Below are 19258 nucleotides of genomic sequence, written 5' to 3'. Positions count from 1 at the left end.
GTGGCCGTGGACTACGACAAGTACGCCTACGAGCCCTTCGCCGTCACCGTCGACCTCGCGGTCCTCACCCTGCGCTCCGGCGCCCTGCACGTATTGCTCGTCGAGCGCGGGCAGGAGCCGTACGCCGGTCACTGGGCGCTGCCCGGCGGCTTCGTGCAGCCGGACGAGTCCGCGGAGAGGGCGGCCCGGCGCGAACTCGCCGAGGAGACCGGCCTGGCGGACGTCTCCGGACTGCACCTGGAGCAGCTGCGGACCTACAGCGAACCCGACCGCGACCCCCGGATGCGGGTCGTCTCCGTCGCGTTCGCCGCGCTGCTGCCCGACGCGCCCGAGGCACACGGCGGCAGCGACGCGGCGCAGGCCCGCTGGGTGCCGTACGACACGGTCGGGCCGCTCGCCTTCGACCACGACCGGATCCTCGCCGACGCCCACGACCGCGTCGGCGCCAAGCTTGAGTACACCTGCCTCGCCACCTCCTTCTGCCCGCCCGAATTCACGCTCGGCGAGCTCCAGCAGGTCTACGAGGCCGTGTGGGGCACCGCCCTGGACCGGCCCAACTTCCGGCGCAAGGTGCTCGCCACGCCGGGCTTCGTCGAGCCGGTCCCCGGCGCCTCCCGGCTCACCGGCGGCCGCGGCAAGCCCGCCGCGCTGTACCGCGCGGGCACCGCCACCGCCCTCCACCCGCCGCTGCTCCGGCCGACTCCGGAAGGACCCTCCGCATGACCACCCTCGTGAAGAAGCGCGCCGCCACCGGGGCCCTGGTGGGCCTTGCGCTGGGGGACGCTTTCGGTTTCCCCACCGAGTTCAACGACGTGCCGTCGATCCTCGCCAAGTGCGGGCCGTGGCGGGAGATGGGGCTGCCGCGGCCGGCCATCGTCACCGACGACACACAGATGACGCTGGCGCTGGGCAGGGGGCTGCGGACGGCGATGGACCGGGGGGTGCTCGGGCCTGCCGGCATGGTCGGACCCGTGCGGCAGGAGTTCATCGCGTGGAATCGTTCCCCGGAGAACAACCGGGCCCCCGGCCACACCTGTCTGCACGCCTGTGACCTGCTGGAGGACCCGGAGCGGGCCTGGCAGGACGCAAGCCAGATCCACTCCAAGGGCTGCGGCGCCAACATGCGCGTCGCGCCCATCGGGCTCGCCCCCGGCCTGAGCGACGAACAGCGCGCGGGCGCCGCCCAGTTGCAGTCCGCGCTCACCCACGGGCACCCCACGGCACTCGCCGCCTCCGACCTGACCGCGCACGCCGTGCGGCTGCTCGCGCAGGGCGCCGAGCCGACCGGACTCGTCGGCCAGCTGCGCTCCTACGCCTACGACAACCGCACCCGCTACCACCACACCTGGCTCGGCGACCTGTGGACCCGCAGCCAGGACCCGAGCCCCGAGCACTTCATCGCGCGCGGGTGGGACGAGTGCCTGGAGATCCTGGAGCGGCTCCAGGAGGCCGTGCGGGCCGGCTCGGTCGAGACCGACCCGTGCCTGGCCACCGGGGCGGGCTGGATCGCCGAGGAGGCCCTGGCGACCGGGCTGCTGTGCTTCCTGCTCTTCGTCGACGAGCCGGTGACGGCGCTGCGCCGGGCCGCCTGCTCGTCCGGCGACTCCGACTCCATCGCCTGCCTGGCGGGCGCCTTCGCGGGGGCATACCTCGGGGCCGATGCATGGCCCAGGGAGTGGGCGGACCGGATCGAGTACCGGGGCGAACTGATCACCCTCGGGGCGCTCTGGGACGCTTGACGGATGATCGACGCCCTGGACATCGACCTCGCCCCGGTGATCGCCGAACAGCCCCACCCGGTGCTGTTCGCGACCGTCTCCGGCGCCCACCTGTACGGCTTTCCGTCCCGCGACTCGGACGTGGACCTGCGCGGCGTGCACCTGCTGGCCGCGGCCGACCTCGTCGGACTGCGCGAGCCGGACGAGACCCGGTCCCGGATGTGGGACCGGGACGGCGTCGAGATGGACCTGGTCACCCATGACCTGCGCAAGTTCGTCCGGCTGATGCTGCGGCGCAACGGCTATGTCCTGGAGCAGCTGCTGTCGCCGCTCGTCGTGCACACCACCGACGCGCACCGGGAGCTGGCCGAGCTCGCGCCGGGCGTCGTCACCGGCCACCACGCCCATCACTACCGCGGTTTCGCCAACACCCAGTGGCGGCTGTTCGCGAAGACGGGCGAACTCAAGCCGCTGCTCTACACCTTCCGGGTCCTGCTCACCGGCATCCATCTGATGCGCAGCGGCGAGGTGCAGGCCCACCTGCCCACGCTGCTCGGCGAGGTGGCCGACGCCCCCGCCTACCTGCCGGAGCTGATCGCGGCCAAGGCCGAGCAGGAGCACGGGCCGGCATCTGTCGACCACGCGCGCGTGGAGGCCGACGTGGAGCGGCTGCACGGCCTGCTGGACGAGGCGCAGGCCGCGTCAGCCCTGCCCGAGGCCCCGGCCGGGTACGACGCCCTGCACGACCTCGTCGTACGGATCCGGCTGGAGCGCTGAGGTACGGCGGACGCGGACGAGGAAGTCCTCGACGCGCCGCCGGTCCGGCTCGGCCGGGAGAGGGCTGCGCCGCGCGGCGTTCTCCGCCTCCGCCGCCAGCCGGGTCATCCACGACTCGACCTCCGCCCACGGGACCTCGCCGCGCTTCACCGCGAGGAGCGGTTCCCGCTGGTCGCCGACGTCGATCGTGAGCTCGCCGGTGCGCAGCAGATCGCGGGCGCTCATCAGCAGGCGCAGCAGGTGCATCGCGTGCTTCCAGCGCGGGGCGCCGTGATTGCGGACGTCGGCCTCCAGCTTCTTGCGCTGGCCCACCGCGTACCGCGCGAACGTGTCGTGGGCCTGCCGGGACAGGAACGCCCCGCGCAGGGCGAGCAGTTCGCGGCCCGTGTCGTCGATGTGCTCCACGACGGGGGAGTGCAGGCACTCCAGGATGTTGGGGTTCGCGCGCAGCGCCAGCTCGCAGAAGCGCTCCAGCTCCCAGCTGAACTGCTCCTCGGCCGGGCCATCGACGTGCGTCGGCGGCTTCGCGAAGCGCCAGAACAGGGGAGTGGGCGCGAGGAACACGCCCCGTCGGTCGGTGTCGCTGCCCTCCGTCGCCAGACCGAAGGCACGCGAACCCATGACGCAGGCGTAGATCATGTGGTCGCGTACCAGGGCCTCGGGGTGCATGCCCGGCAGCGTACGTGGCGCCTCACGCCAGGCGGATCGAATTTCCGTCCACGGTGATCTTCTTCTCGGGCAGCGGTTTCGGCGCCGGAGGGTGCTCCACCGAGCCGTCCGTGATGTTGAACTTGCTGCCGTGGCAGGTGCAGTTGATGGTGCCGCCCTCGACGTTGGCCACCGTGCACTGCTGATGGGTGCAGATGGCGGAGAAGGCCTTGAACTCGCCCTCCTTCGGCTGCGTCACCACGACCTTCTCGTCCTTGAAGATCGTGCCCCCGCCGACCGGGATCTCGGACGTGGTGGCCAGCTCCTGGCCGGGGGAGGCGTCCGAGGACGAGTCGCCGTTGTCGTCGCCGTACTCGCTGCAACCCGCTACGAGCGCCACCGCGCCGGTCGCGAGGAGAACGGTGCGTCGCGTCGGACGGTTGGTCATGTCGTCACTCCGAACGTACGGAAGAACCAGAGGGCCGAGGTCAGCCAGATGACGGTGAGAACGGTGAGGACCAGCCCGCCGACGATCGGCAGCAGCCAGCCGGGCAACCGCTCCCAGCGGAGCAGCAGCATCTTGGCACTGAATGCACCGAAGAAGAAGCAACCCAGGAGGGAGTGCCACAAAACGCGCGTGTCGTACGTCTGGTAGCCCAGCGCGTACAGGCAGTGCACCGCGACCGGCACGGACACCAGGAAGGCGGCCCGGCCCGACCAGCGGTGCAGCGGTGACGACCAGCTCGGGCCCGGCAGCTTCCCGTACACCATCAGCGCCGAGACGAGCTGGACGAGGGCGAGGCCCATCGCGGCCGTCGCCAGCCAGGACTTGACCGCCTGGGTGCTGCTGAAGCCGGCGAGGTTGAAGGCGGTGCCCGCCGGGTCGTGGACCTTGCCGTACACGCCGAGGGCCACTGCGACCGCGCCCGCGACGAGCGCCGGGACCAGGTAGCGGGCGGGGTGCGGGCTGCCGTGGGCGGGGCGGGGCGAGGGAAAGTCCTGGGTGAGGGCGTTCGGGTCGACGGTCATGATCGACTCCCGTGGGCAGGGGGATCAGGGGGTTGCGGGACGGGCCGTGAGCTGCTGTCCGTCGACCGTCACCGCGCCGGTCTCCGGGTCGATCGCGGGAGCGGACGAGGGGGTCCCGTCGCGGGTGACGATGCCTACCTGGCGGCCGCCCGGCAGCACGATCCAGCCGCCGTCGACCTTCGCCCCGCGCACGGTGGCCGTCGCCCGGTACAGCCCGGACGGCTTCTTCGCCTTGTCGGCGGTGAAGGCGTGGTGCCCGCCGTCGACGTCGACCGTGCCGCTGATCCGCCTGCCCTCCTTGAGCGTGCCGTTCAGCACCGAGCCGTCCTTGCCGGTCAGCCGCATCGTCCCGTCGTCCTCGACATCGCCCTTCAGCCAGGACTCCCGGGTGCGCCCGTCGCAGAAGTAGGCGATCGCGCTGCCGTCGCGCAGGGTGAGGGCGACGGCGGCGGAGTCGTCGTCGGTGCGGCCGGCGTAACTCGCGTTCGGGACGGGCGTCTTCGACGGAGTCGGAGTGGGGGTCGGAGTGACCGTCGGGGTCGAGGGCGTTCTCGTCGGCTTCGGCGACTCCTGCGTGGTCTGAGCGGAAGTGCTCCTCGTCCCCGTCGTCGCGTTGAGCGACAGCATGAGGACGGCGAGCGCCAGTCCGGCGAGAAGGGTGAGCAGCGGTCCAGGACGCTTCATGAACGGCCTCCCCCGAGGCGAGCTTCCTGCCATCAGAGCGGACACCGCGCCGGGCGTAAAGAGGCGCACGGGGGTGTTCTCCCCCCAAGTAGCGGAACGGGGACATTCCGGCGACATTGTGACCATGGCAGGCAAGGGTCCTGACCCCGGCGCCCGTCTCAGCGGGCGGGCGCCGCGCCCTGCGCCCACCCGGGCTGACTAGGCTGGACGGTCGTAGAGCCGATCCGTACATCAGCAAGGAGCAGCGCCGTGGCGGTACGAGCGGTCCGGGGGGCCGTCCAACTGGAGCGGGACGAGGCCGGCCACATGGACGAGCAGGTCGGGGCCCTGCTCACCGCGATCCTGGAGCGGAACGGCCTGACCGCCGACGACCTGATCAGCGTCTGGTTCACGGCCACGCCCGATCTGCACAGCGACTTCCCGGCGGCCGCGGCCCGCAAGCTCGGCATCGTCGACGTCCCCCTGATCTGCGCCCAGGAGCTGGACATCGACGGCGCCATGCCCCGCGTGGTCCGCGTCCTCGCGCACATCGAGTCCGACCGGCCGCGTGCCGACATCGCGCACGTCTACCTCGGCGCCGCGGCCGCCCTGCGCAAGGACATCGCCCAGTGAGAACCGCACTCGTCATCGGCACCGGTCTCATCGGCACCTCCGCCGCCCTGGCCCTGGCGGGACGCGGCGTCACCGTCCACCTCGCCGACCACGACCCGGAGCAGGCCCGTACGGCGGCCGCCCTGGGCGCCGGCACCGACGAGGCCCCGGACGGACCCGTCGACCTTGCGATCATCGCCGCCCCGCCCGCCCATGTGGCCGGGGTCCTCGCCGACGCCATGCGCCGCGGCGTGGCCCGCGGCTACATCGACGTGGCCAGCGTCAAGGGCGGCCCGCGCCGCGAGCTGGAGGCGCTCGGCCTCGACCTGACCTCGTACATCGGCACCCACCCCATGTCGGGCCGCGAGAAGTCCGGCCCGCTGGCCGCGAGCGGCGACCTCTTCGAGGGCCGCCCCTGGGTGCTGACCCCCACCCGGGACACCGACACCGAGGTCCTCAACCTCGCCCTGGAGCTCGTCTCGCACTGCCGGGCCGTCCCGGTCGTCATGGACGCCGACGCCCACGACCGCGCCGTGGCGCTCGTCTCCCACATGCCGCACCTGGTCTCCAGCATGGTCGCCGCCCGGCTGGAGCACGCCGAGGAGGCCGCCGTACGGCTGTGCGGGCAGGGCATCCGTGATGTGACCCGGATCGCCGCCTCCGATCCCCGGATGTGGATCGACATCCTCTCCGCGAACCCGGGGCCGGTCGCCGACCTCCTCGCGGACGTCTCCGCCGACCTCGACGAGACCGTGCAGGCCCTGCGCGCGCTGCAGTCCTCCGACGAGGACAAGCGCCGCGAGGGCGCCGTGGGCATCGAGGACGTCCTGCGGCGCGGCAACGCCGGACAGGTCCGCGTCCCCGGCAAGCACGGGTCCGCGCCGCGGGCCTACGAGGTCGTTGCGGTCCTCATCGACGACCAGCCGGGGCAGCTCGCCCGCATCTTCGCGGACGCCGGCCGGGCCGGGGTCAACATCGAGGACGTACGCATCGAGCACGCCACCGGGCAGCAGGCCGGTCTGGTGCAGCTGATGGTGGAGCCGTCGGCGGCTCCGGTGCTGTCGGCGGCGCTGCGGGAGCGGGGCTGGGCCATCCGCCAGTAAGGAGGCCTCCGGCGAGCCAGTAACCTTGTGCGGGGCGCTTTCGCGTCCCGCACACCCACCACACCGCACCAGGAAGGTGTCCCCCCGTGGAAAACGGCGCCGCCCAGCCCGTGATTGTCGCCATCGACGGCCCCTCCGGCACGGGCAAGTCGAGCACGTCGAAGGCCGTGGCCGCGCAGCTCGGCCTGAGCTACCTCGACACCGGCGCCCAGTACCGGGCGATCACGTGGTGGATGGTGAACAACGGCATCGACACCGACGACCCGCACGCGATCGCCGCCGCGGCCGGCAAGCCGGACATCATCTCCGGCACCGACCCGGCCGGGCCCACGATCACGGTCGACGGCACCGATGTGGCCGCCCCGATCCGCACCCAGGAGGTCACCTCCAAGGTGAGCGCGGTCAGCGCGGTGCCCGAGGTGCGCACCCGGATCACCGAGCTCCAGCGCTCGATCGCGGCCGCCGCCGAGCGGGGCATCGTCGTCGAGGGCCGGGACATCGGTACGACCGTGCTGCCCGACGCCGACCTGAAGATCTTCCTCACCGCCTCCCCGGAGGCCCGCGCCGCCCGGCGCAGCGGTGAGCTCAAGGGCGCCGACGTGCACGCCACCCGCGAGGCCCTCATCAAGCGGGACGCGGCCGACTCCAGCCGCAAGACCTCGCCGCTGGCCAAGGCCGGCGACGCCGTCGAGGTGGACACCACCGAGCTCACGCTGGCGCAGGTCATCGAGTGCGTCGTGACCCTCGTCGAGGAGAAGCGGGCGGGGAAGTGACCGAGCTGCCGTCGGCGCGAGGTGCCGAGGTCGGGCGGCGCATCGGCGTCGGCCTGATGTACGGGCTGTGGAAGCCGCGCGTGCTCGGCGCCTGGCGGGTGCCCGCGAGCGGTCCGGTGATTCTCGCCGTCAACCACTCGCACAACATCGACGGCCCCATGGTCATGGGCGTCGCGCCCCGGCCGACGCACTTCCTGATCAAGAAGGAAGCGTTCATCGGCCCGCTGGATCCCTTCCTGACCGCCATCGGTCAGGTCAAGGTGGACCGCTCCGTCGCCGACCGTACGGCCATCACGCGGGCGCTCGACATCCTGTCGGCCGGCGGCGTGCTCGGCATCTTCCCGGAGGGCACCCGCGGCGAGGGCGACTTCGCCTCGCTGCGCGCCGGGCTCGCCTACTTCGCGGTGCGCAGCGGCGCGCCGGTCGTCCCGGTCGCCGTCCTGGGAAGCTCCGAGAAGCCCGGCCGGTTGATAAAGGGGCTGCCTCCGCTGCGCAGCCGCGTCGACGTCGTCTTCGGCGACCCCTTCGAGGCCGGCGACGGCAGCGGGCGGCGTACGCGCAAGGCGCTGGACGAGGCGACCGAGCGCATCCAGAAGCAGCTCACCGCACACCTGGAAAACGCAAGGCGCCTGACCGGGCGCTGAGCGACACTGAGTAGTGGATCAAACCGGCGATACCGGGCGGTCCACCGATCACCACACTGAACGAGGTACGGACTTCATGAACGACCAGATCCACTCCGACGGCTCGGGCGAGGCGCACGACCACGGAGCACTTGGCGATGCCGAGTACGCGGAGTTCATGGAGCTCGCCGCGGAAGAGGGCTTCGACCTGGAGGACGTCGAGGGTGCCATCGAGGCGGCGGGCCACGGTCCGCTCCCGGTGCTCGCCGTCGTCGGCCGCCCGAACGTCGGCAAGTCGACGCTCGTCAACCGCATCATCGGACGCCGCGAGGCCGTCGTCGAGGACAAGCCCGGCGTCACCCGTGACCGGGTGACCTACGAGGCCGAGTGGGCGGGCCGCCGCTTCAAGGTCGTCGACACCGGCGGCTGGGAGCAGGACGTCCTCGGCATCGACGCCTCCGTGGCCGCGCAGGCCGAGTACGCGATCGAGGCCGCCGACGCGGTCGTGTTCGTCGTCGACGCCAAGGTGGGCGCGACCGACACCGACGAGGCCGTCGTACGGCTGCTGCGCAAGGCCGGCAAGCCCGTCGTGCTGTGCGCCAACAAGGTCGACGGGCCGAGTGGGGAAGCGGACGCCGCGTACCTCTGGTCCCTCGGTCTCGGCGAGCCGCACCCCGTCTCCGCCCTGCACGGCCGCGGCACCGGCGACATGCTGGACGCCGTCCTGGAGGTGCTGCCGGAGGCCCCGGAGCAGACCTTCGGCGCCGCGATCGGCGGACCGCGGCGCATCGCCCTCATCGGGCGCCCGAACGTCGGCAAGTCCTCGCTGCTGAACAAGGTGGCCGGCGAGGAGCGCGTCGTCGTCAACGAACTCGCGGGCACCACCCGGGACCCGGTCGACGAGCTGATCGAACTCGGCGGCGTCACCTGGAAGTTCGTCGACACCGCGGGCATCCGCAAGCGCGTCCACCTGCAGCAGGGCGCCGACTACTACGCCTCGCTGCGCACGGCGGCGGCCGTCGAGAAGGCCGAGGTCGCCGTCATCCTGATCGACGCCTCCGAGAACATCTCGGTGCAGGACCAGCGCATCGTGACGATGGCCGTCGAGGCCGGGCGCGCGATGGTCCTGGCGTTCAACAAGTGGGACACCCTCGACGAGGAGCGCCGCTACTACCTGGAGCGGGAGATCGAGACCGAGCTCGGTCAGATCGCGTGGGCGCCGCGCGTCAACGTCTCGGCGCGCACCGGCCGCCACATGGAGAAGCTGGTCCCCGCGATCGAGACCGCCCTGGCCGGCTGGGAGACCCGCGTCCCGACGGGCCGCCTGAACGCCTTCCTCGGTGAGCTGGTCGCCGCCCACCCGCACCCGATCCGGGGCGGCAAGCAGCCGCGCATCCTGTTCGGCACGCAGGCCGGCACCAAGCCCCCGCGGTTCGTGCTCTTCGCCTCCGGCTTCATCGAGGCGGGCTACCGGCGCTTCATCGAGCGCCGCCTGCGCGAGGAGTTCGGCTTCGACGGGACGCCGATCCACATCTCGGTGCGGGTGCGCGAGAAGCGCGGCAACAAGAAGAAGTAGACGCGTACGGCATGAAGAGGGCGGCCCCAACCGGGGCCGCCCTCTTCGTCGTTCAGATGCCTCTGCGGGGAACCGGCTGAAGGGCCGGATGCGTTCCCGTCGCCTGCGGCCCGATGTGTCCGACCCGCTGCCACTGCGACTGCCGGGCGCTGTGGGCACCGGCACTGTAGGCGCTGTACGAGCTGCTGAAGGACCCCGGCCGATGCCCGCCGTACGAGCCAGTACTGTGCGGGATGTTCCCGAAGGCGGTGAACCCCAGCGCCTCCTCGCCGCTGCGGTCGCCCGGCAGCGTACGGAAGGACTTGACGTACTCGGCGTAGAGCGCGTCGTAGATCGGCGTGGCCGAGGGAGAGACATCGTATGCGTGCACGTATGTCCAAACGACCGCTCACGGGAAGGGATGCGGCTGGGCAGCGGGCGTTCGGGGGCACGCAGGGGCGCTCAGGTCCCGGCGAGGGGCAGCGCGGACGCGACGAGCTTGCCGTTGGCCGCCGCCTTGTCCAGCGCGTCCCGCAGCAGATCCTCCCGGGGCTGACGCCCGATCGACCCGACCGGCGCCGCGAACATCAGGACCTGCTGGTGCTTGTTCGCGGCGGCCCGCCACCCCTCCGTGACCTGGAGCGGCTGGTGCGCCTGCCACCAGGCCACCGGCTGACCGCCGTTGGTCCCGGGCTGGAGCACCGCGTGCAGCTGGCCCATGGCGAGCAGCACCGACCACCCGTGCAGCACCGGCGGCACCGACTCGATCGCCGTCAGCGGCATGAACCCCTGCTCGATCAGCAGCGGCAGGAAGTCGTCGCCGAGCCCCGTCGCGCCGGGCCGCACGATGGGTCCGGTCGGCTCCACGACCAGCGCCGGGTGCAACTCCCCGGCGATCAGCACGAGTCCGCTGGTCACCCCGAGCACCGCCTGCTCGGGTACGACCTTGTCGGGCTCCAGGTCGACCGTGTCGCCGGTGATGGACTTCACCGCTCCCTGGAGCTGCTCCTCGGTGACCTGGACGACCTGCGAGGGAAGGCAGGTGGCGTGGGCGAAGGCGAGGACGGCGGTCTCGTCGCCGATGAACAGGACGGTGCTGGTGCGCTCCTGTTCGGAGTCGCCCGGGGTGCGGCAGGACGTGCAGTCGTAACTGCCGGGGGCGTTCTCTCCGGCGAGCAGCCGGTCGGCTTCTTCGTCGCCGATCTCGGCGCGTACCTCGTCGCTGACGTCGAGCATGCGCGGCACGGGTGGCTCCCTGGGGATGTGATGCGTGGCGGGGCCGGGTGGCTCCCGGCCCGTGAACCGGGCGGGTCCCGGGCTCATGAAGAAGACAACGGGCGATCTGTGGCGGGAGTCACGCACCACGGCGAACGGAATCGAACCATCCGTAGCGGACGGTCACACCCGGCCCGGAATCGGGCACTCATGGTCAAGCCCTTGGCAGTCCAAGGAAGTTGGTTCCGTGAAGTGGGTCACAGATCACCGGAGTCACTGGTCGACAAATCAGGAAATCGGCGAATGAAGTGGGTGGCCGGAAATCGCCGATACCCCAGGTAACGGCGAACTGGCCTGGAATGACAAGCAATTGGTTGATACCGGCCGCCGACCCTCCCTAGATTCCTCGGCCGTGTGCAACGAGCACCGCTCGGGTACGTCCGCCGGCCGCACCACAGCCAGCTCGCAGCACCACCCCTCCGGCGGACGGGGCGAGCGCGACCACCGCGACCCTGTGCGCGGAGCGCGCCCGCCTTGGGGGATCCCGAGTCAGTCGGGAGGGAATTTCATGTCCGAATGTGCCGATACCACCCGCGACAACGCCCGTAAGACGCGTACCACGGCGGTTCTCGCCGGGGCGGCTCTGCTCGCCCCCCTCGGACTGCTCGCCGCTACCGGCAACGCCGCGGCGGCGGACTCCGGAGTGTGGGACCGCATCGCCCAGTGCGAGAGCGGCGGCAACTGGCACATCAACACCGGCAACGGCTACTACGGAGGACTCCAGTTCTCCGCGAGCACCTGGCGCGCCTACGGCGGCACCGCCTACGCGCCCACGGCCGACCAGGCCTCCAAGTCCCAGCAGATCGCTGTGGCCACCAAGGTGCAGCGCGCCCAGGGTTGGGGCGCCTGGCCCACCTGCTCGGCGCGTGCCGGGGCCTACGGCAGCGCACCCGCCGCCGCGGCTCCCGCAGTCGGCTCGACGACAACCAAGGCAGCCCCGTCGACTCCGTCGAAGACGCCGGAGCGCTCCTCGGGCCACACCGACCGCGGCTCGTCCCGCGGCGACTACACCGTCCGGCAGGGCGACACCCTCAGCGGCATCGCCGCACGCCACGGGACCACCTGGCAGCGCCTGTACGCCGCCAACAAGGCCGCCATCGGCGGTGATCCCGACCTGATCGTGCCCGGTCAGCGCCTCGAAATCTGAGTGCAGCTCCCCCTCGCCGGGCACGGGGCCCCACCCGTCGGTGCGCCGACCGGGTGGGGCCCCTCCGCGCACCGACGCGCCGAGGCGGCCACCGGCGCCGCCCTGCTTAGCGTGGGCCGATGTATCACCGCACGCCGATCGCCACCACCGTCCTCACGGCCGCTCTGCTCACCGCCCTCGCCCCCGGCGCGGCCCACGCGGCACCACCACCGCCGGCTCCCGGCCCGCAATCCACGCGCGTGCCCTACGCATGCGCCCAGGACCAGTGGCCGTGGGGCTGCATCGCCGAGTGCGAGAGCAGCGGACGCTGGGACGTCAACACCGGCAACGGCTTCTACGGGGGGCTCCAGTTCTGGCAGCCCACCTGGGAGGAGTTCGGCGGTCTCAAGTACGCCCCGCGCGCGGATCTCGCCACCCGCGACGAGCAGATCGCCGTCGCCCAGGAAGTGCTCGCCGTACAGGGGTGGCAGGCCTGGCCGGTGTGCTCCGAGCGGTACGGACTCAAGGGCCGTATGCACACGGTGAAGCCCGGCGACACCCTCTGGTCGATCGCCCGCAAGTACGGCATCAAGGGCGGCTGGCAGACCCTGTACAAGGCCAACAAGGAGACCATCGGCGGCCGTCCGGACCGGCTGCGGCCGGGCATGCTGCTCGTCATCCCGAAGAGCTCGACCCGGACCACCGCCCGCTTCGGCCCGCCTCTGGCGACGCCCGCAGCTCCCGCGCCTCGCCACTGAACACGACCGCGCCCCGGCGCAGTTCGTACACCAGCGCCGGGCGGTCGCGCAGGACCGGCGGCAGCCGCTGCTCGGCGACGACCACACACGCGTCCGACGCGGCCAGCAGCTCGTACGTGCGGGTCGCGACCGCGGGGGACATGCCCTGCGCGGGTTCGTCGACGAGCAGCACGCGCGCGTGGGACAGCAGGGCGCGGGAGAGGGCGAGCATGCGCTGCTCCCCGCCGGACAGGGTGCCGGCGCGGCGCGCCAGCAGGTCCTCCAGCTGCGGGTAGGCCTCCAGGGCGCGGTCGTAGGCCGGGGCCGTCAGTTCGAGGTTCTCGCGGACGGTGAGGGAGCCGAACACCGCCTGCCGCTCGGGGACCAGGCACAGTCCGCGGCGGGCGCGCTCGTACGCGGGGACGCGGGTCACGTCGGCGCCGTCCCACACCACCGCGCCGCCGGAGAGGGGCACGGTCCCGGCGAGGGCGCGCAGGGCGGTCGTGCGGCCGGAGCCGTTGCGGCCCAGCAGGACGGTCAGGCCGGGGGTCGGGGCCGCGAGGGTGACGCCGTGCAGGGCCTCCAGGGGGCCGTAGCGCACGCGCGCGTGGCGCAGGGAGATGGTCATACGGGGGTCTCCTGGGCGCCGAAGGCGTCGAGGACGTGGGCGGGCGGGCCGGAGGCGACGATGCGGCCCGCCGCCATGACGTGCACGACGTCGGCGAGGTCGGCGACCAGGTCGAGGTCGTGCTCCACGACGAGCAGGGCGGTGCCGTCGGCGGCGAGGGCCTTGAGGACGCGGGCCAGTGCGGTGACCTCGGCGGTGTCCAGTCCGGCGGCGGGCTCGTCCAGGAGGAGGACGCGGGGAGCGGAGGCGAGGGCTCTGGCCAGTTCGACTCGGCGGAGGGTGCCGGTGGGGAGGTCGGCGGCGGGGAGGTCCCGTACCGGGCCGTCCAGGGCGAAGAGGCGCAGGGCCTGGTCCACGGCGGTTCGGGTGTCGCCGGTGCGGTGCGTTTGTTCGGCGCCCACTCGGACGTTCTCGGCGACGGTCAAGGTCGGGAAGACGGCGAGCTGTTGGAAGGTGCGGGCGATGCCGAGGCGGGTGCGGGTGTGGGCGCTCAGGCGGGTGATGTCGCGGTCGCCGAGGAGTACTTGGCCGTGGGTGGGGCGGAGGGTGCCTGCGAGGCAGTGGAAGAGGGTGCTCTTTCCGGCGCCGTTGGGGCCGATGACGGCGGTGATTTGGCCGGGGGGTACGTCCAGGTCGACTCCGTCGAGGGCTTTGAAGCCGCCGTAATGAGCCTGGAGGGTGCGGGTGGTGAGGGTGGGCACCCGGCCTTCGGCCGGGTTTTGGTTCCCACCCGCACCACCCGTGCTGCTTTCGATGTCGTGTGCGGGTGGCCCCTGTGGTGGCTTGGCGGCTGCGGCGGGGTGGAGGGCGGGAGTCGGCTCGGTCGGAACGGGCCGCTCGGTCCGGCGTAGCCGCCTGCGTGCCTCCACCCCCACCCCCGTAAGCCGCGCCTTCCGTCGCAGCCGCAGCCCCGTCGCCGCCGTGCGCAGTGCCTCGTAAGGCCCCCCGGGAAAGCGCCCCACCAGCACCGCCAGCACCCCGATCACCGCCGCTGCGACCCCGCCCCGCGCCCCCGCGTCCAGGCCGACCAGGAGGGCTGCCGCGGCCAGGGCGCCGAGGGTGCTGTCGGCGCCCAGAACGACGACCGCGGCGAACCAGAGGAGGCCGCGGACGGGGTCGTAGGCGCCGGGGTCGAAGGCGCGCAGGCCCATGGCGAGCATGCCGCCGCCGAGGGCGGCCAGGGCGGCGCCCGCCACGAAGGCGAGGAGTTTGAGGGACGGGACCCGTACGCCCGCCGCCGAGGCGCCCGCCTCGTGGTCGCGCATGGCGGCGAGGGCACGGCCGGTCCGGCCTCTGCGCAACGCGCGCGCGGTGAGCAGCGCGACCGTCAGGAGGGCCAGTTCCAGCACGTAGTACGCCCGGTCGCCGTCGAAGCCCGCCGGGCGGTCCAGCGTCAGCCCGGACGTGGCGTACGGCTGCGCGAACACGAAGCGGCTCACCCCGACGCCCACCGCGAAGGTGGCGAGGGCGAGTGCCAGGCCCCGGCGGCTGATCGCCGGCCAGCCGGTCAGCACGCCGAGGGGGGCCACCAGGACGACCGCCACCGCCAGCGCGGCCAGCTCCGGCAGGCGCGGCAGGCCGGGGAAGCGGTCCGCCGCGAGCAGGGCCGTGAACAGGGCGCCCAGGCCCGCGTAGGCCGCCTGCCCGAGCGAGATCTGGCCGCCGCGGCCCGTGACGACCACCAGGGACAGCAGCACCACACCCAGCGCCGGCACCTGGACGGAGGTGTGCAGGTCCGAGCCGGCGAAGCCGAGGGGGAGCAGGAACAGCACCATCGCCACGATCCACGCGCCCGGCGGGGTCGGCACGCGCGCGGTGGCCGTGCGGGGCAGCGCGTCGCGCGTGCCGATGCGGGGGAGGGCCAGGGCCGCGACGAGCAGGGCCACCACGAACAGGTTCGCGCCGACCGCCTGGAGCAGCGGCTCGCGCCAGCCCGACGGGTGCAGCCGCGTCAGCTGGCTCTGCGCGACGCCGATGCCGAGCGCCGTCACCACGGCCACCGGCAGGCTCCGCATCCGCGCGGCCACCGCGACCGCCACCACCTCCATCACCAGCAGCGGCAGACCGTACGGATCGAGCCGCACGTACGGAGCCAGCAGGACGCCCGTCAGCCCGGCCGTGAACGAGCCGAACGCCCAGCCCGCCGCCGCCACCCGGTCCGCGTCGATCCCGCCGAGTACGGCGAGTTGCCGGTCGTCCACCACGGCCCGCAGCTCCCGCCCGAACCGGGACCACCGGATGATGGCGCCGACCGTCGCGGCCAGGACCACGACCACTGCCAGCTGCCCCCAGGGGTCCGCCGCCACCAGCAGCTCCGGCGCGTCGTCCCGCGCCCCCTGCCCCCACAGCAGCGCCGCCCCGCCCACCAGCAGCACGAACACGCCGATCGACGCCACCAGCGTCTGCGCCGGATCGCTGCCGAGCACGGACAGCGGGCGGAAGACGAACCGTTCCAGCGCCATGCCGATCGCGGGGGCCAGGACCAGCAGGGTCATCGCGGCCCCCGCCCACAGCGGCCAGCCCCACTCCACCACGCACTGCCGCAGCACATACGCGCACACCATCGCGACGGCCCCGTGCGCGAAGTTGAGCACGCCGGTGGCGCGGTACGTCACGATCAGGCCGATCCCGGTGAGCGCGGCCGCGCTGCCGACCGACAGGCCGGCCAGCGTCAGGTCGTAGGTCAGGGAGGCCATCAGTCGGTTTCTTCGGCCGGCTCGCAGATCGGGCAGGGCTCCAGCTCGCCGCTCGCCAGCAGCTTGGCGTCCACCGGCACCGCCTCCTCCTTGCCGGCCACCAGCGGGCAGTCCGCGCGGTGCAGCAGCGTCCCGCCCGGCACCATCCGCAGCTCCCCGCTGGCCGCGAGCGGCGCGGTCGCGGCCGGCCCGGACTCCTCGGCGTCGGCCGGCTCCGCGGCCACCAGAAGGCCGTACAGCTCCTCCACGCGCGCGGCGGCGAGTGCGCCCCGGCCGTGGGTGAGCAGCACCGCACCGGCGACGATCAGCGCGGCGCCGGGGACCGTGCAGGAGGCGAGGTAGGGCAGCTGCCGCTCCGCGAACCGCTCGCCGGAGACGCCGTACCAGCCGAGGACGCACAGCACCGCCCCCGCGGCGAGCGCGGCCCAGCCGGCCCACAGGGCGGGGTGCACGGTCCGCAGTCGGGCTGTCCGCATCGTCGACTCCCACACGTCGTGTGTCTGTGCATGTCAGCCAATGGCTTGCACTATGCCTTCTGGAAGCTGACCCTGAAAGCACCGGGCGCACACGGCCCGGACCGACACCCGGTGGTGAGCCAGATGGTTCTCGGGAGCGACCTCAGGCGGGGGAACACGGGACGGGCCACGGCGCTTGCGGCCGCGTTGCTTCTCTTCCTCGCCCCGGCCCTTGCGGCATGCAGCGACGACGAAGGGGGCAGCACCACCCCCACCGTCTCTCCGTCGGTCGAACGGACGACGACCAGCCCGGCGGCCGATGAACCCGCCGACCCGGCCGCGGCCGAGCAGGAGATCAAGCAGAACTGGCAGAAGTTCTTCGACCCCAAGACCTCCCTGGAGGACAAGCAGACCGTCCTGGAGAACGGCGAGCAGATGGCGCCGGTGCTCCAGGCCTTCAGCGGCGACGAGCGCGGTGGACAGGTGGGCGCCCAGGTCACCGACATCGCCTTCACCTCGGCCACCGAGGCGGACGTGACGTACACGCTCACGCTGAACGGCGCCACCGCCCTGCCCGACGCCGCCGGGACGGCGGTCGAACAGGACGGCACCTGGAAGGTGTCCGCCAAGACGCTGTGCGCTCTGGTGCAACTGAGCGGCAATGGCTCGGCGTCGCCGGTCCCGGGCTGCTGAGGCCGCCGCCGCGGTGCTGCTGCTCGTCCTGAGCGCGGCCTGCGGCAGCCGCCTGCCGGAGAGCGACTTCGAGCGCGGGGACCGTACGGCACCCTCCCCGCAGGCCGGTCCGATCCGGGTCGGCATCATCACCAGCGCCACCAGCCCGGTCGGCGGCAGCGCCTTCACCGGCCCGCGCGACGGCGCGAAGGCCTGGTTCGAGCGCCTCAACGCGCGCGGGGGCATCGACGGCCGCCAGGTCGAGGTGCGGCTGTGCGACGACGGCGGCAGCGGCGTCGGCAACAACGAGTGCGTGCACCAACTGATCGACGAGGACAAGGTCGTCGCCCTGGTCGCGACCACGGCCCTCGACTACGCGGGCGCCTCCCGCGTCTCACGCGCGCGCGTGCCCGACATCGGCGGCCAGCCCATCGGCGCCGCCTACGACACCTGGCCGCACCTGTACGGCATCTACGGCAGCCTGGCGCCCCGCGACGGCACCCCCGGCTGGGACGGCAAGCTGTACGGCGGCACCGAGGTCTACCGCTACTTCAAGCGCGAGCACGGCGCCCGCACGGCCGCCGTCGTCTCCTACAACCAGGCCGCGTCCGCCGCCTACGCCCGGCTCGTCGAACGCGGGCTGAAGGCCGAGGGCTACGAGGTGGTCACCGAGCAGGTCGACTTCGCGCTGCCCAACTTCCGCGCCGTCGCCGCCGATCTGAAGGAGCAGGGCGCCGACCTGGTCTTCGACGCCATCGACGGCCACGGCAACGCCCGGCTGTGCGAGGCGATGGACGACGCCGGCGTCGAGCTCACCGCCAAGGTGACGAACGTACAGAACTGGACGTCGACCGTTCCCGACGCCTACAAGGACGCCCCGCGCTGCCGCAACGCCCTATGGGCGACCGGGTCCAGCCGCAACTTCGAGGACACGGGCCACGAGGCCGTACGGGAGTTCCGGGACGCCACCGAGGGGCTGAAGACGCACTCGCAGTGGCAGCTGGAGGGGTGGGCGGCCGCGATGTGGTTCACCGAGGCGGCGCGGTCCTGCGCGCAGGAGGGCGTCACACGCGCGTGCGTCGACGCATGGATGAGCCGCAGCCAGGGCTGGACCGCCGACGGCCTGCTGCTCCCCGTCCGCTTCGAGGAGCTGGCCAAGCCGCCCGCGACACGCAGGGCGTGTCTGTCGGTGGCCCGGTGGGACGACGGCCGCGGATGGGTCACCCAGGGGGACATGAACAGCACCTGCTTCGAGGTGCCGCAGCTGTCCTATGAGCCCTGAGACGCAACCGGACGGCCTGTTCACCGGTCTAACCGGACAGCACAGACCCGAGGAGGACCACCACCGCATGACGATGCCCGTGTCGCGGACCGCACCGCTGCGCGCCGACTGCATCGCGGACTCCGCGGGCGGCCTGACCTTCGACGTCGCCGCGCGCGGAGCCGTCGACGTGGCCCACCTCGTGCTGCGCCGCCGCGACAGCCACGAGGAGGTCGGCCTGCCGCTCGCCCCGGCCGCGGACGGCCGGCTGCGCGCCGCGCTGCCCAGCACTGTCGCCCTGCCCGAGGGCCGCTGGGACGCCTACGCGCGCGTGACCGACGCCGAACCGCGGCGACTGGCCCCCGGCGTCACCGACCTGTCCTCCCTGGCCGCCCGCACACCCACCGCCGGCCGCGGCCATGTCGCCGTGCGCATCCCGTACGCGACCCGGCACGGCAACCTCTCCGTCCGCAGCTGGCTGCGCGCCCCGCACGCCGAGGTCGGCGAGCTGCGCCTGCGGGACGCCGAACTGACCGTGCACGGGCGCGTGTACGGCTGTGTCCTCGGCCCCGGCAGCCGCGCCGAACTGCGCGGCCGGCACGCCCCGGTGCCCGTCCGCCGTATCGGCCTCACCCACGAGGACGCGGAGTTCCGCCTCACCGTCGCGTACCGCACCCTGGAGCCCGGCCTGTGGGACCTGTGGCTGCGACCGGGCGGGGAGGACGGGCCGCACGTGCGGATCGCGCGGCTGCTCGACGACGTCGCCGACAAGCGGGCCGTCTTCACCTGCCCACGCGCACGCGTGCGGACGCCGTTCGGACCTGTGGACGCGGTGCCGTGTTACACACGTGACAACGACCTGTCCGTTTCTGTCACCGCGATAACCACTGGCTGACGATCGCGGACC

At 72.8% G+C, this 19258-nt stretch carries 22 protein-coding genes; 13 read left to right on the top strand and 9 right to left on the bottom strand.

What is annotated here, in order from left to right; translation table 11 throughout:
- The first annotated feature begins 6 nt into the window (after positions 1-6).
- The 3 genes from AB0Q90_RS26490 to AB0Q90_RS26480 are packed head-to-tail and all read left to right on the top strand — an operon-like array spanning position 7 to position 2495.
- Positions 7-723, top strand: coding sequence for an NUDIX domain-containing protein (locus AB0Q90_RS26490; protein WP_363164363.1), 717 nt, complete (start codon positions 7-9; stop codon positions 721-723).
- Positions 720-1739, top strand: a complete 1020-nt coding sequence (locus tag AB0Q90_RS26485) for an ADP-ribosylglycohydrolase family protein (RefSeq protein WP_363164362.1) — start codon at positions 720-722, stop codon at positions 1737-1739. Before AB0Q90_RS26490 ends, AB0Q90_RS26485 begins: the two co-directional genes overlap by 4 nt.
- Before the next feature lie 3 nt (positions 1740-1742).
- Complete coding sequence (locus tag AB0Q90_RS26480; RefSeq protein ID WP_363164361.1) at positions 1743-2495, top strand: nucleotidyltransferase domain-containing protein; 753 nt, start codon at positions 1743-1745, stop codon at positions 2493-2495.
- On the opposite strand, the gene AB0Q90_RS26475 is transcribed toward AB0Q90_RS26480, so the two are convergent.
- From AB0Q90_RS26475 to AB0Q90_RS26460, 4 genes are read right to left on the bottom strand one after another with little or no spacing between them, the layout of a single operon-like run.
- A complete protein-coding gene (locus tag AB0Q90_RS26475) occupies positions 2421-3164 on the bottom strand; it encodes a nucleotidyltransferase domain-containing protein (RefSeq protein WP_363164360.1) in 744 nt (247 codons plus the stop codon). The two genes, AB0Q90_RS26480 and AB0Q90_RS26475, sit on opposite strands and share 75 nt — an antisense overlap.
- A gap of 22 nt (positions 3165-3186) precedes the next feature.
- Positions 3187-3591, bottom strand: coding sequence for a Rieske (2Fe-2S) protein (locus tag AB0Q90_RS26470; RefSeq protein ID WP_363164359.1), 405 nt, complete (start codon positions 3589-3591; stop codon positions 3187-3189).
- Entirely contained in the window at positions 3588-4172 is a 585-nt protein-coding gene (locus AB0Q90_RS26465) for a DUF6529 family protein (RefSeq protein WP_363164358.1), read from the bottom strand. Before AB0Q90_RS26465 ends, AB0Q90_RS26470 begins: the two co-directional genes overlap by 4 nt.
- Before the next feature lie 24 nt (positions 4173-4196).
- Positions 4197-4856, bottom strand: a complete 660-nt coding sequence (locus AB0Q90_RS26460; protein WP_363164357.1) for a hypothetical protein — start codon at positions 4854-4856, stop codon at positions 4197-4199.
- A gap of 249 nt (positions 4857-5105) precedes the next feature.
- Here AB0Q90_RS26460 and aroH point away from each other — a divergent pair, with 249 nt between their 5' ends.
- The 5 genes from aroH (at position 5106) to der (ending at position 9522) form a co-directional block, all read left to right on the top strand.
- Complete coding sequence (gene aroH / locus AB0Q90_RS26455; RefSeq protein WP_363164356.1) at positions 5106-5468, top strand: chorismate mutase; 363 nt, start codon at positions 5106-5108, stop codon at positions 5466-5468.
- Complete coding sequence (locus AB0Q90_RS26450) at positions 5465-6550, top strand: prephenate dehydrogenase (RefSeq protein ID WP_363164355.1); 1086 nt, start codon at positions 5465-5467, stop codon at positions 6548-6550. The genes aroH and AB0Q90_RS26450 overlap by 4 nt, the downstream gene beginning before the upstream one ends.
- A gap of 86 nt (positions 6551-6636) precedes the next feature.
- Entirely contained in the window at positions 6637-7323 is a 687-nt protein-coding gene (gene cmk, locus AB0Q90_RS26445) for a (d)CMP kinase (protein ID WP_363164354.1), read from the top strand.
- Positions 7320-7967: a lysophospholipid acyltransferase family protein gene (locus AB0Q90_RS26440; RefSeq protein WP_363164353.1), complete on the top strand. Its 648-nt coding sequence runs from the start codon at positions 7320-7322 to the stop codon at positions 7965-7967. The genes cmk and AB0Q90_RS26440 overlap by 4 nt, the downstream gene beginning before the upstream one ends.
- 76 nt (positions 7968-8043) lie before the next feature.
- On the top strand, positions 8044-9522 hold the full coding sequence (gene der, locus AB0Q90_RS26435) for a ribosome biogenesis GTPase Der (RefSeq protein ID WP_363164352.1): 1479 nt from the start codon (positions 8044-8046) through the stop codon (positions 9520-9522).
- 52 nt (positions 9523-9574) lie between these two features.
- Here der and AB0Q90_RS26430 read toward each other — a convergent pair whose 3' ends face one another.
- Together AB0Q90_RS26430 and AB0Q90_RS26425 are read right to left on the bottom strand one after the other, a co-directional pair.
- Complete coding sequence (locus AB0Q90_RS26430) at positions 9575-9892, bottom strand: hypothetical protein (RefSeq protein ID WP_363164351.1); 318 nt, start codon at positions 9890-9892, stop codon at positions 9575-9577.
- Between the two features lie 71 nt (positions 9893-9963).
- A complete protein-coding gene (locus tag AB0Q90_RS26425; protein WP_363164350.1) occupies positions 9964-10746 on the bottom strand; it encodes a hypothetical protein in 783 nt (260 codons plus the stop codon).
- 538 nt (positions 10747-11284) lie between these two features.
- On the opposite strand from AB0Q90_RS26425, the gene AB0Q90_RS26420 reads away from it, so the two are divergent.
- Both AB0Q90_RS26420 and AB0Q90_RS26415 read left to right on the top strand, forming a co-directional pair.
- Positions 11285-11923 (top strand): transglycosylase family protein, encoded by a 639-nt coding sequence (locus AB0Q90_RS26420; protein ID WP_363164349.1) that lies wholly within the window; start codon positions 11285-11287, stop codon positions 11921-11923.
- Between the two features lie 119 nt (positions 11924-12042).
- Entirely contained in the window at positions 12043-12660 is a 618-nt protein-coding gene (locus AB0Q90_RS26415; RefSeq protein WP_363164348.1) for a transglycosylase family protein, read from the top strand.
- On the opposite strand, the gene AB0Q90_RS26410 is transcribed toward AB0Q90_RS26415, so the two are convergent.
- From AB0Q90_RS26410 to AB0Q90_RS26400, 3 genes are read right to left on the bottom strand one after another with little or no spacing between them, the layout of a single operon-like run.
- The gene (locus tag AB0Q90_RS26410; RefSeq protein WP_363164347.1) at positions 12578-13267 is read right to left on the bottom strand and encodes an ATP-binding cassette domain-containing protein; all 690 of its coding nucleotides are present in this window, start codon (positions 13265-13267) and stop codon (positions 12578-12580) included. The genes AB0Q90_RS26415 and AB0Q90_RS26410 overlap by 83 nt on opposite strands.
- Entirely contained in the window at positions 13264-15963 is a 2700-nt protein-coding gene (locus tag AB0Q90_RS26405; protein ID WP_363164346.1) for an ATP-binding cassette domain-containing protein, read from the bottom strand. Before AB0Q90_RS26405 ends, AB0Q90_RS26410 begins: the two co-directional genes overlap by 4 nt.
- Positions 15963-16439 (bottom strand): hypothetical protein, encoded by a 477-nt coding sequence (locus tag AB0Q90_RS26400; protein WP_363164345.1) that lies wholly within the window; start codon positions 16437-16439, stop codon positions 15963-15965. The genes AB0Q90_RS26405 and AB0Q90_RS26400 overlap by 1 nt, the downstream gene beginning before the upstream one ends.
- A 123-nt stretch (positions 16440-16562) precedes the next feature.
- Between AB0Q90_RS26400 and AB0Q90_RS26395 the strand changes: the two genes are divergently transcribed.
- The 3 genes from AB0Q90_RS26395 to AB0Q90_RS26385 all read left to right on the top strand — a co-directional run bounded on the left by AB0Q90_RS26395 (position 16563) and on the right by AB0Q90_RS26385 (position 19246).
- Positions 16563-17111, top strand: coding sequence for a hypothetical protein (locus tag AB0Q90_RS26395; RefSeq protein WP_363164344.1), 549 nt, complete (start codon positions 16563-16565; stop codon positions 17109-17111).
- Positions 17080-18372 carry an ABC transporter substrate-binding protein gene (locus tag AB0Q90_RS26390; protein ID WP_363164343.1) on the top strand — a complete coding sequence of 431 codons (1293 nt, stop codon included), beginning with the start codon at positions 17080-17082 and terminating at the stop codon, positions 18370-18372. The genes AB0Q90_RS26395 and AB0Q90_RS26390 overlap by 32 nt, the downstream gene beginning before the upstream one ends.
- 67 nt (positions 18373-18439) lie before the next feature.
- Entirely contained in the window at positions 18440-19246 is an 807-nt protein-coding gene (locus tag AB0Q90_RS26385) for a hypothetical protein (protein ID WP_363164393.1), read from the top strand.
- Positions 19247-19258: the final 12 nt, after the last annotated feature.

Source organism: Streptomyces sp. NPDC079141 (assembly GCF_040686775.1).
Taxonomy (GTDB): Bacteria; Actinomycetota; Actinomycetes; order Streptomycetales; family Streptomycetaceae; genus Streptomyces.
This window is presented reverse-complemented; position numbering and strand designations above follow the sequence as displayed.

What these genes read in the sequence shown, in the direction of transcription:
- AB0Q90_RS26385 (WP_363164393.1), top strand. Translation starts at nt 18,440, where the DNA reads ATGACGATGCCCGTGTCGCGGACCGCACCGCTGCGCGCCGACTGCATC.
- AB0Q90_RS26405 (WP_363164346.1), bottom strand. Translation starts at nt 15,963, where the DNA reads ATGGCCTCCCTGACCTACGACCTGACGCTGGCCGGCCTGTCGGTCGGC.
- AB0Q90_RS26390 (WP_363164343.1), top strand. Translation starts at nt 17,080, where the DNA reads ATGGCTCGGCGTCGCCGGTCCCGGGCTGCTGAGGCCGCCGCCGCGGTG.
- AB0Q90_RS26460 (WP_363164357.1), bottom strand. Translation starts at nt 4,856, where the DNA reads ATGAAGCGTCCTGGACCGCTGCTCACCCTTCTCGCCGGACTGGCGCTC.
- AB0Q90_RS26410 (WP_363164347.1), bottom strand. Translation starts at nt 13,267, where the DNA reads ATGACCATCTCCCTGCGCCACGCGCGCGTGCGCTACGGCCCCCTGGAG.
- AB0Q90_RS26470 (WP_363164359.1), bottom strand. Translation starts at nt 3,591, where the DNA reads ATGACCAACCGTCCGACGCGACGCACCGTTCTCCTCGCGACCGGCGCG.
- AB0Q90_RS26475 (WP_363164360.1), bottom strand. Translation starts at nt 3,164, where the DNA reads ATGCACCCCGAGGCCCTGGTACGCGACCACATGATCTACGCCTGCGTC.
- AB0Q90_RS26465 (WP_363164358.1), bottom strand. Translation starts at nt 4,172, where the DNA reads ATGACCGTCGACCCGAACGCCCTCACCCAGGACTTTCCCTCGCCCCGC.
- AB0Q90_RS26485 (WP_363164362.1), top strand. Translation starts at nt 720, where the DNA reads ATGACCACCCTCGTGAAGAAGCGCGCCGCCACCGGGGCCCTGGTGGGC.
- AB0Q90_RS26400 (WP_363164345.1), bottom strand. Translation starts at nt 16,439, where the DNA reads ATGCGGACAGCCCGACTGCGGACCGTGCACCCCGCCCTGTGGGCCGGC.
- der (WP_363164352.1), top strand. Translation starts at nt 8,044, where the DNA reads ATGAACGACCAGATCCACTCCGACGGCTCGGGCGAGGCGCACGACCAC.
- AB0Q90_RS26395 (WP_363164344.1), top strand. Translation starts at nt 16,563, where the DNA reads ATGGTTCTCGGGAGCGACCTCAGGCGGGGGAACACGGGACGGGCCACG.
- AB0Q90_RS26420 (WP_363164349.1), top strand. Translation starts at nt 11,285, where the DNA reads ATGTCCGAATGTGCCGATACCACCCGCGACAACGCCCGTAAGACGCGT.
- AB0Q90_RS26480 (WP_363164361.1), top strand. Translation starts at nt 1,743, where the DNA reads ATGATCGACGCCCTGGACATCGACCTCGCCCCGGTGATCGCCGAACAG.
- AB0Q90_RS26415 (WP_363164348.1), top strand. Translation starts at nt 12,043, where the DNA reads ATGTATCACCGCACGCCGATCGCCACCACCGTCCTCACGGCCGCTCTG.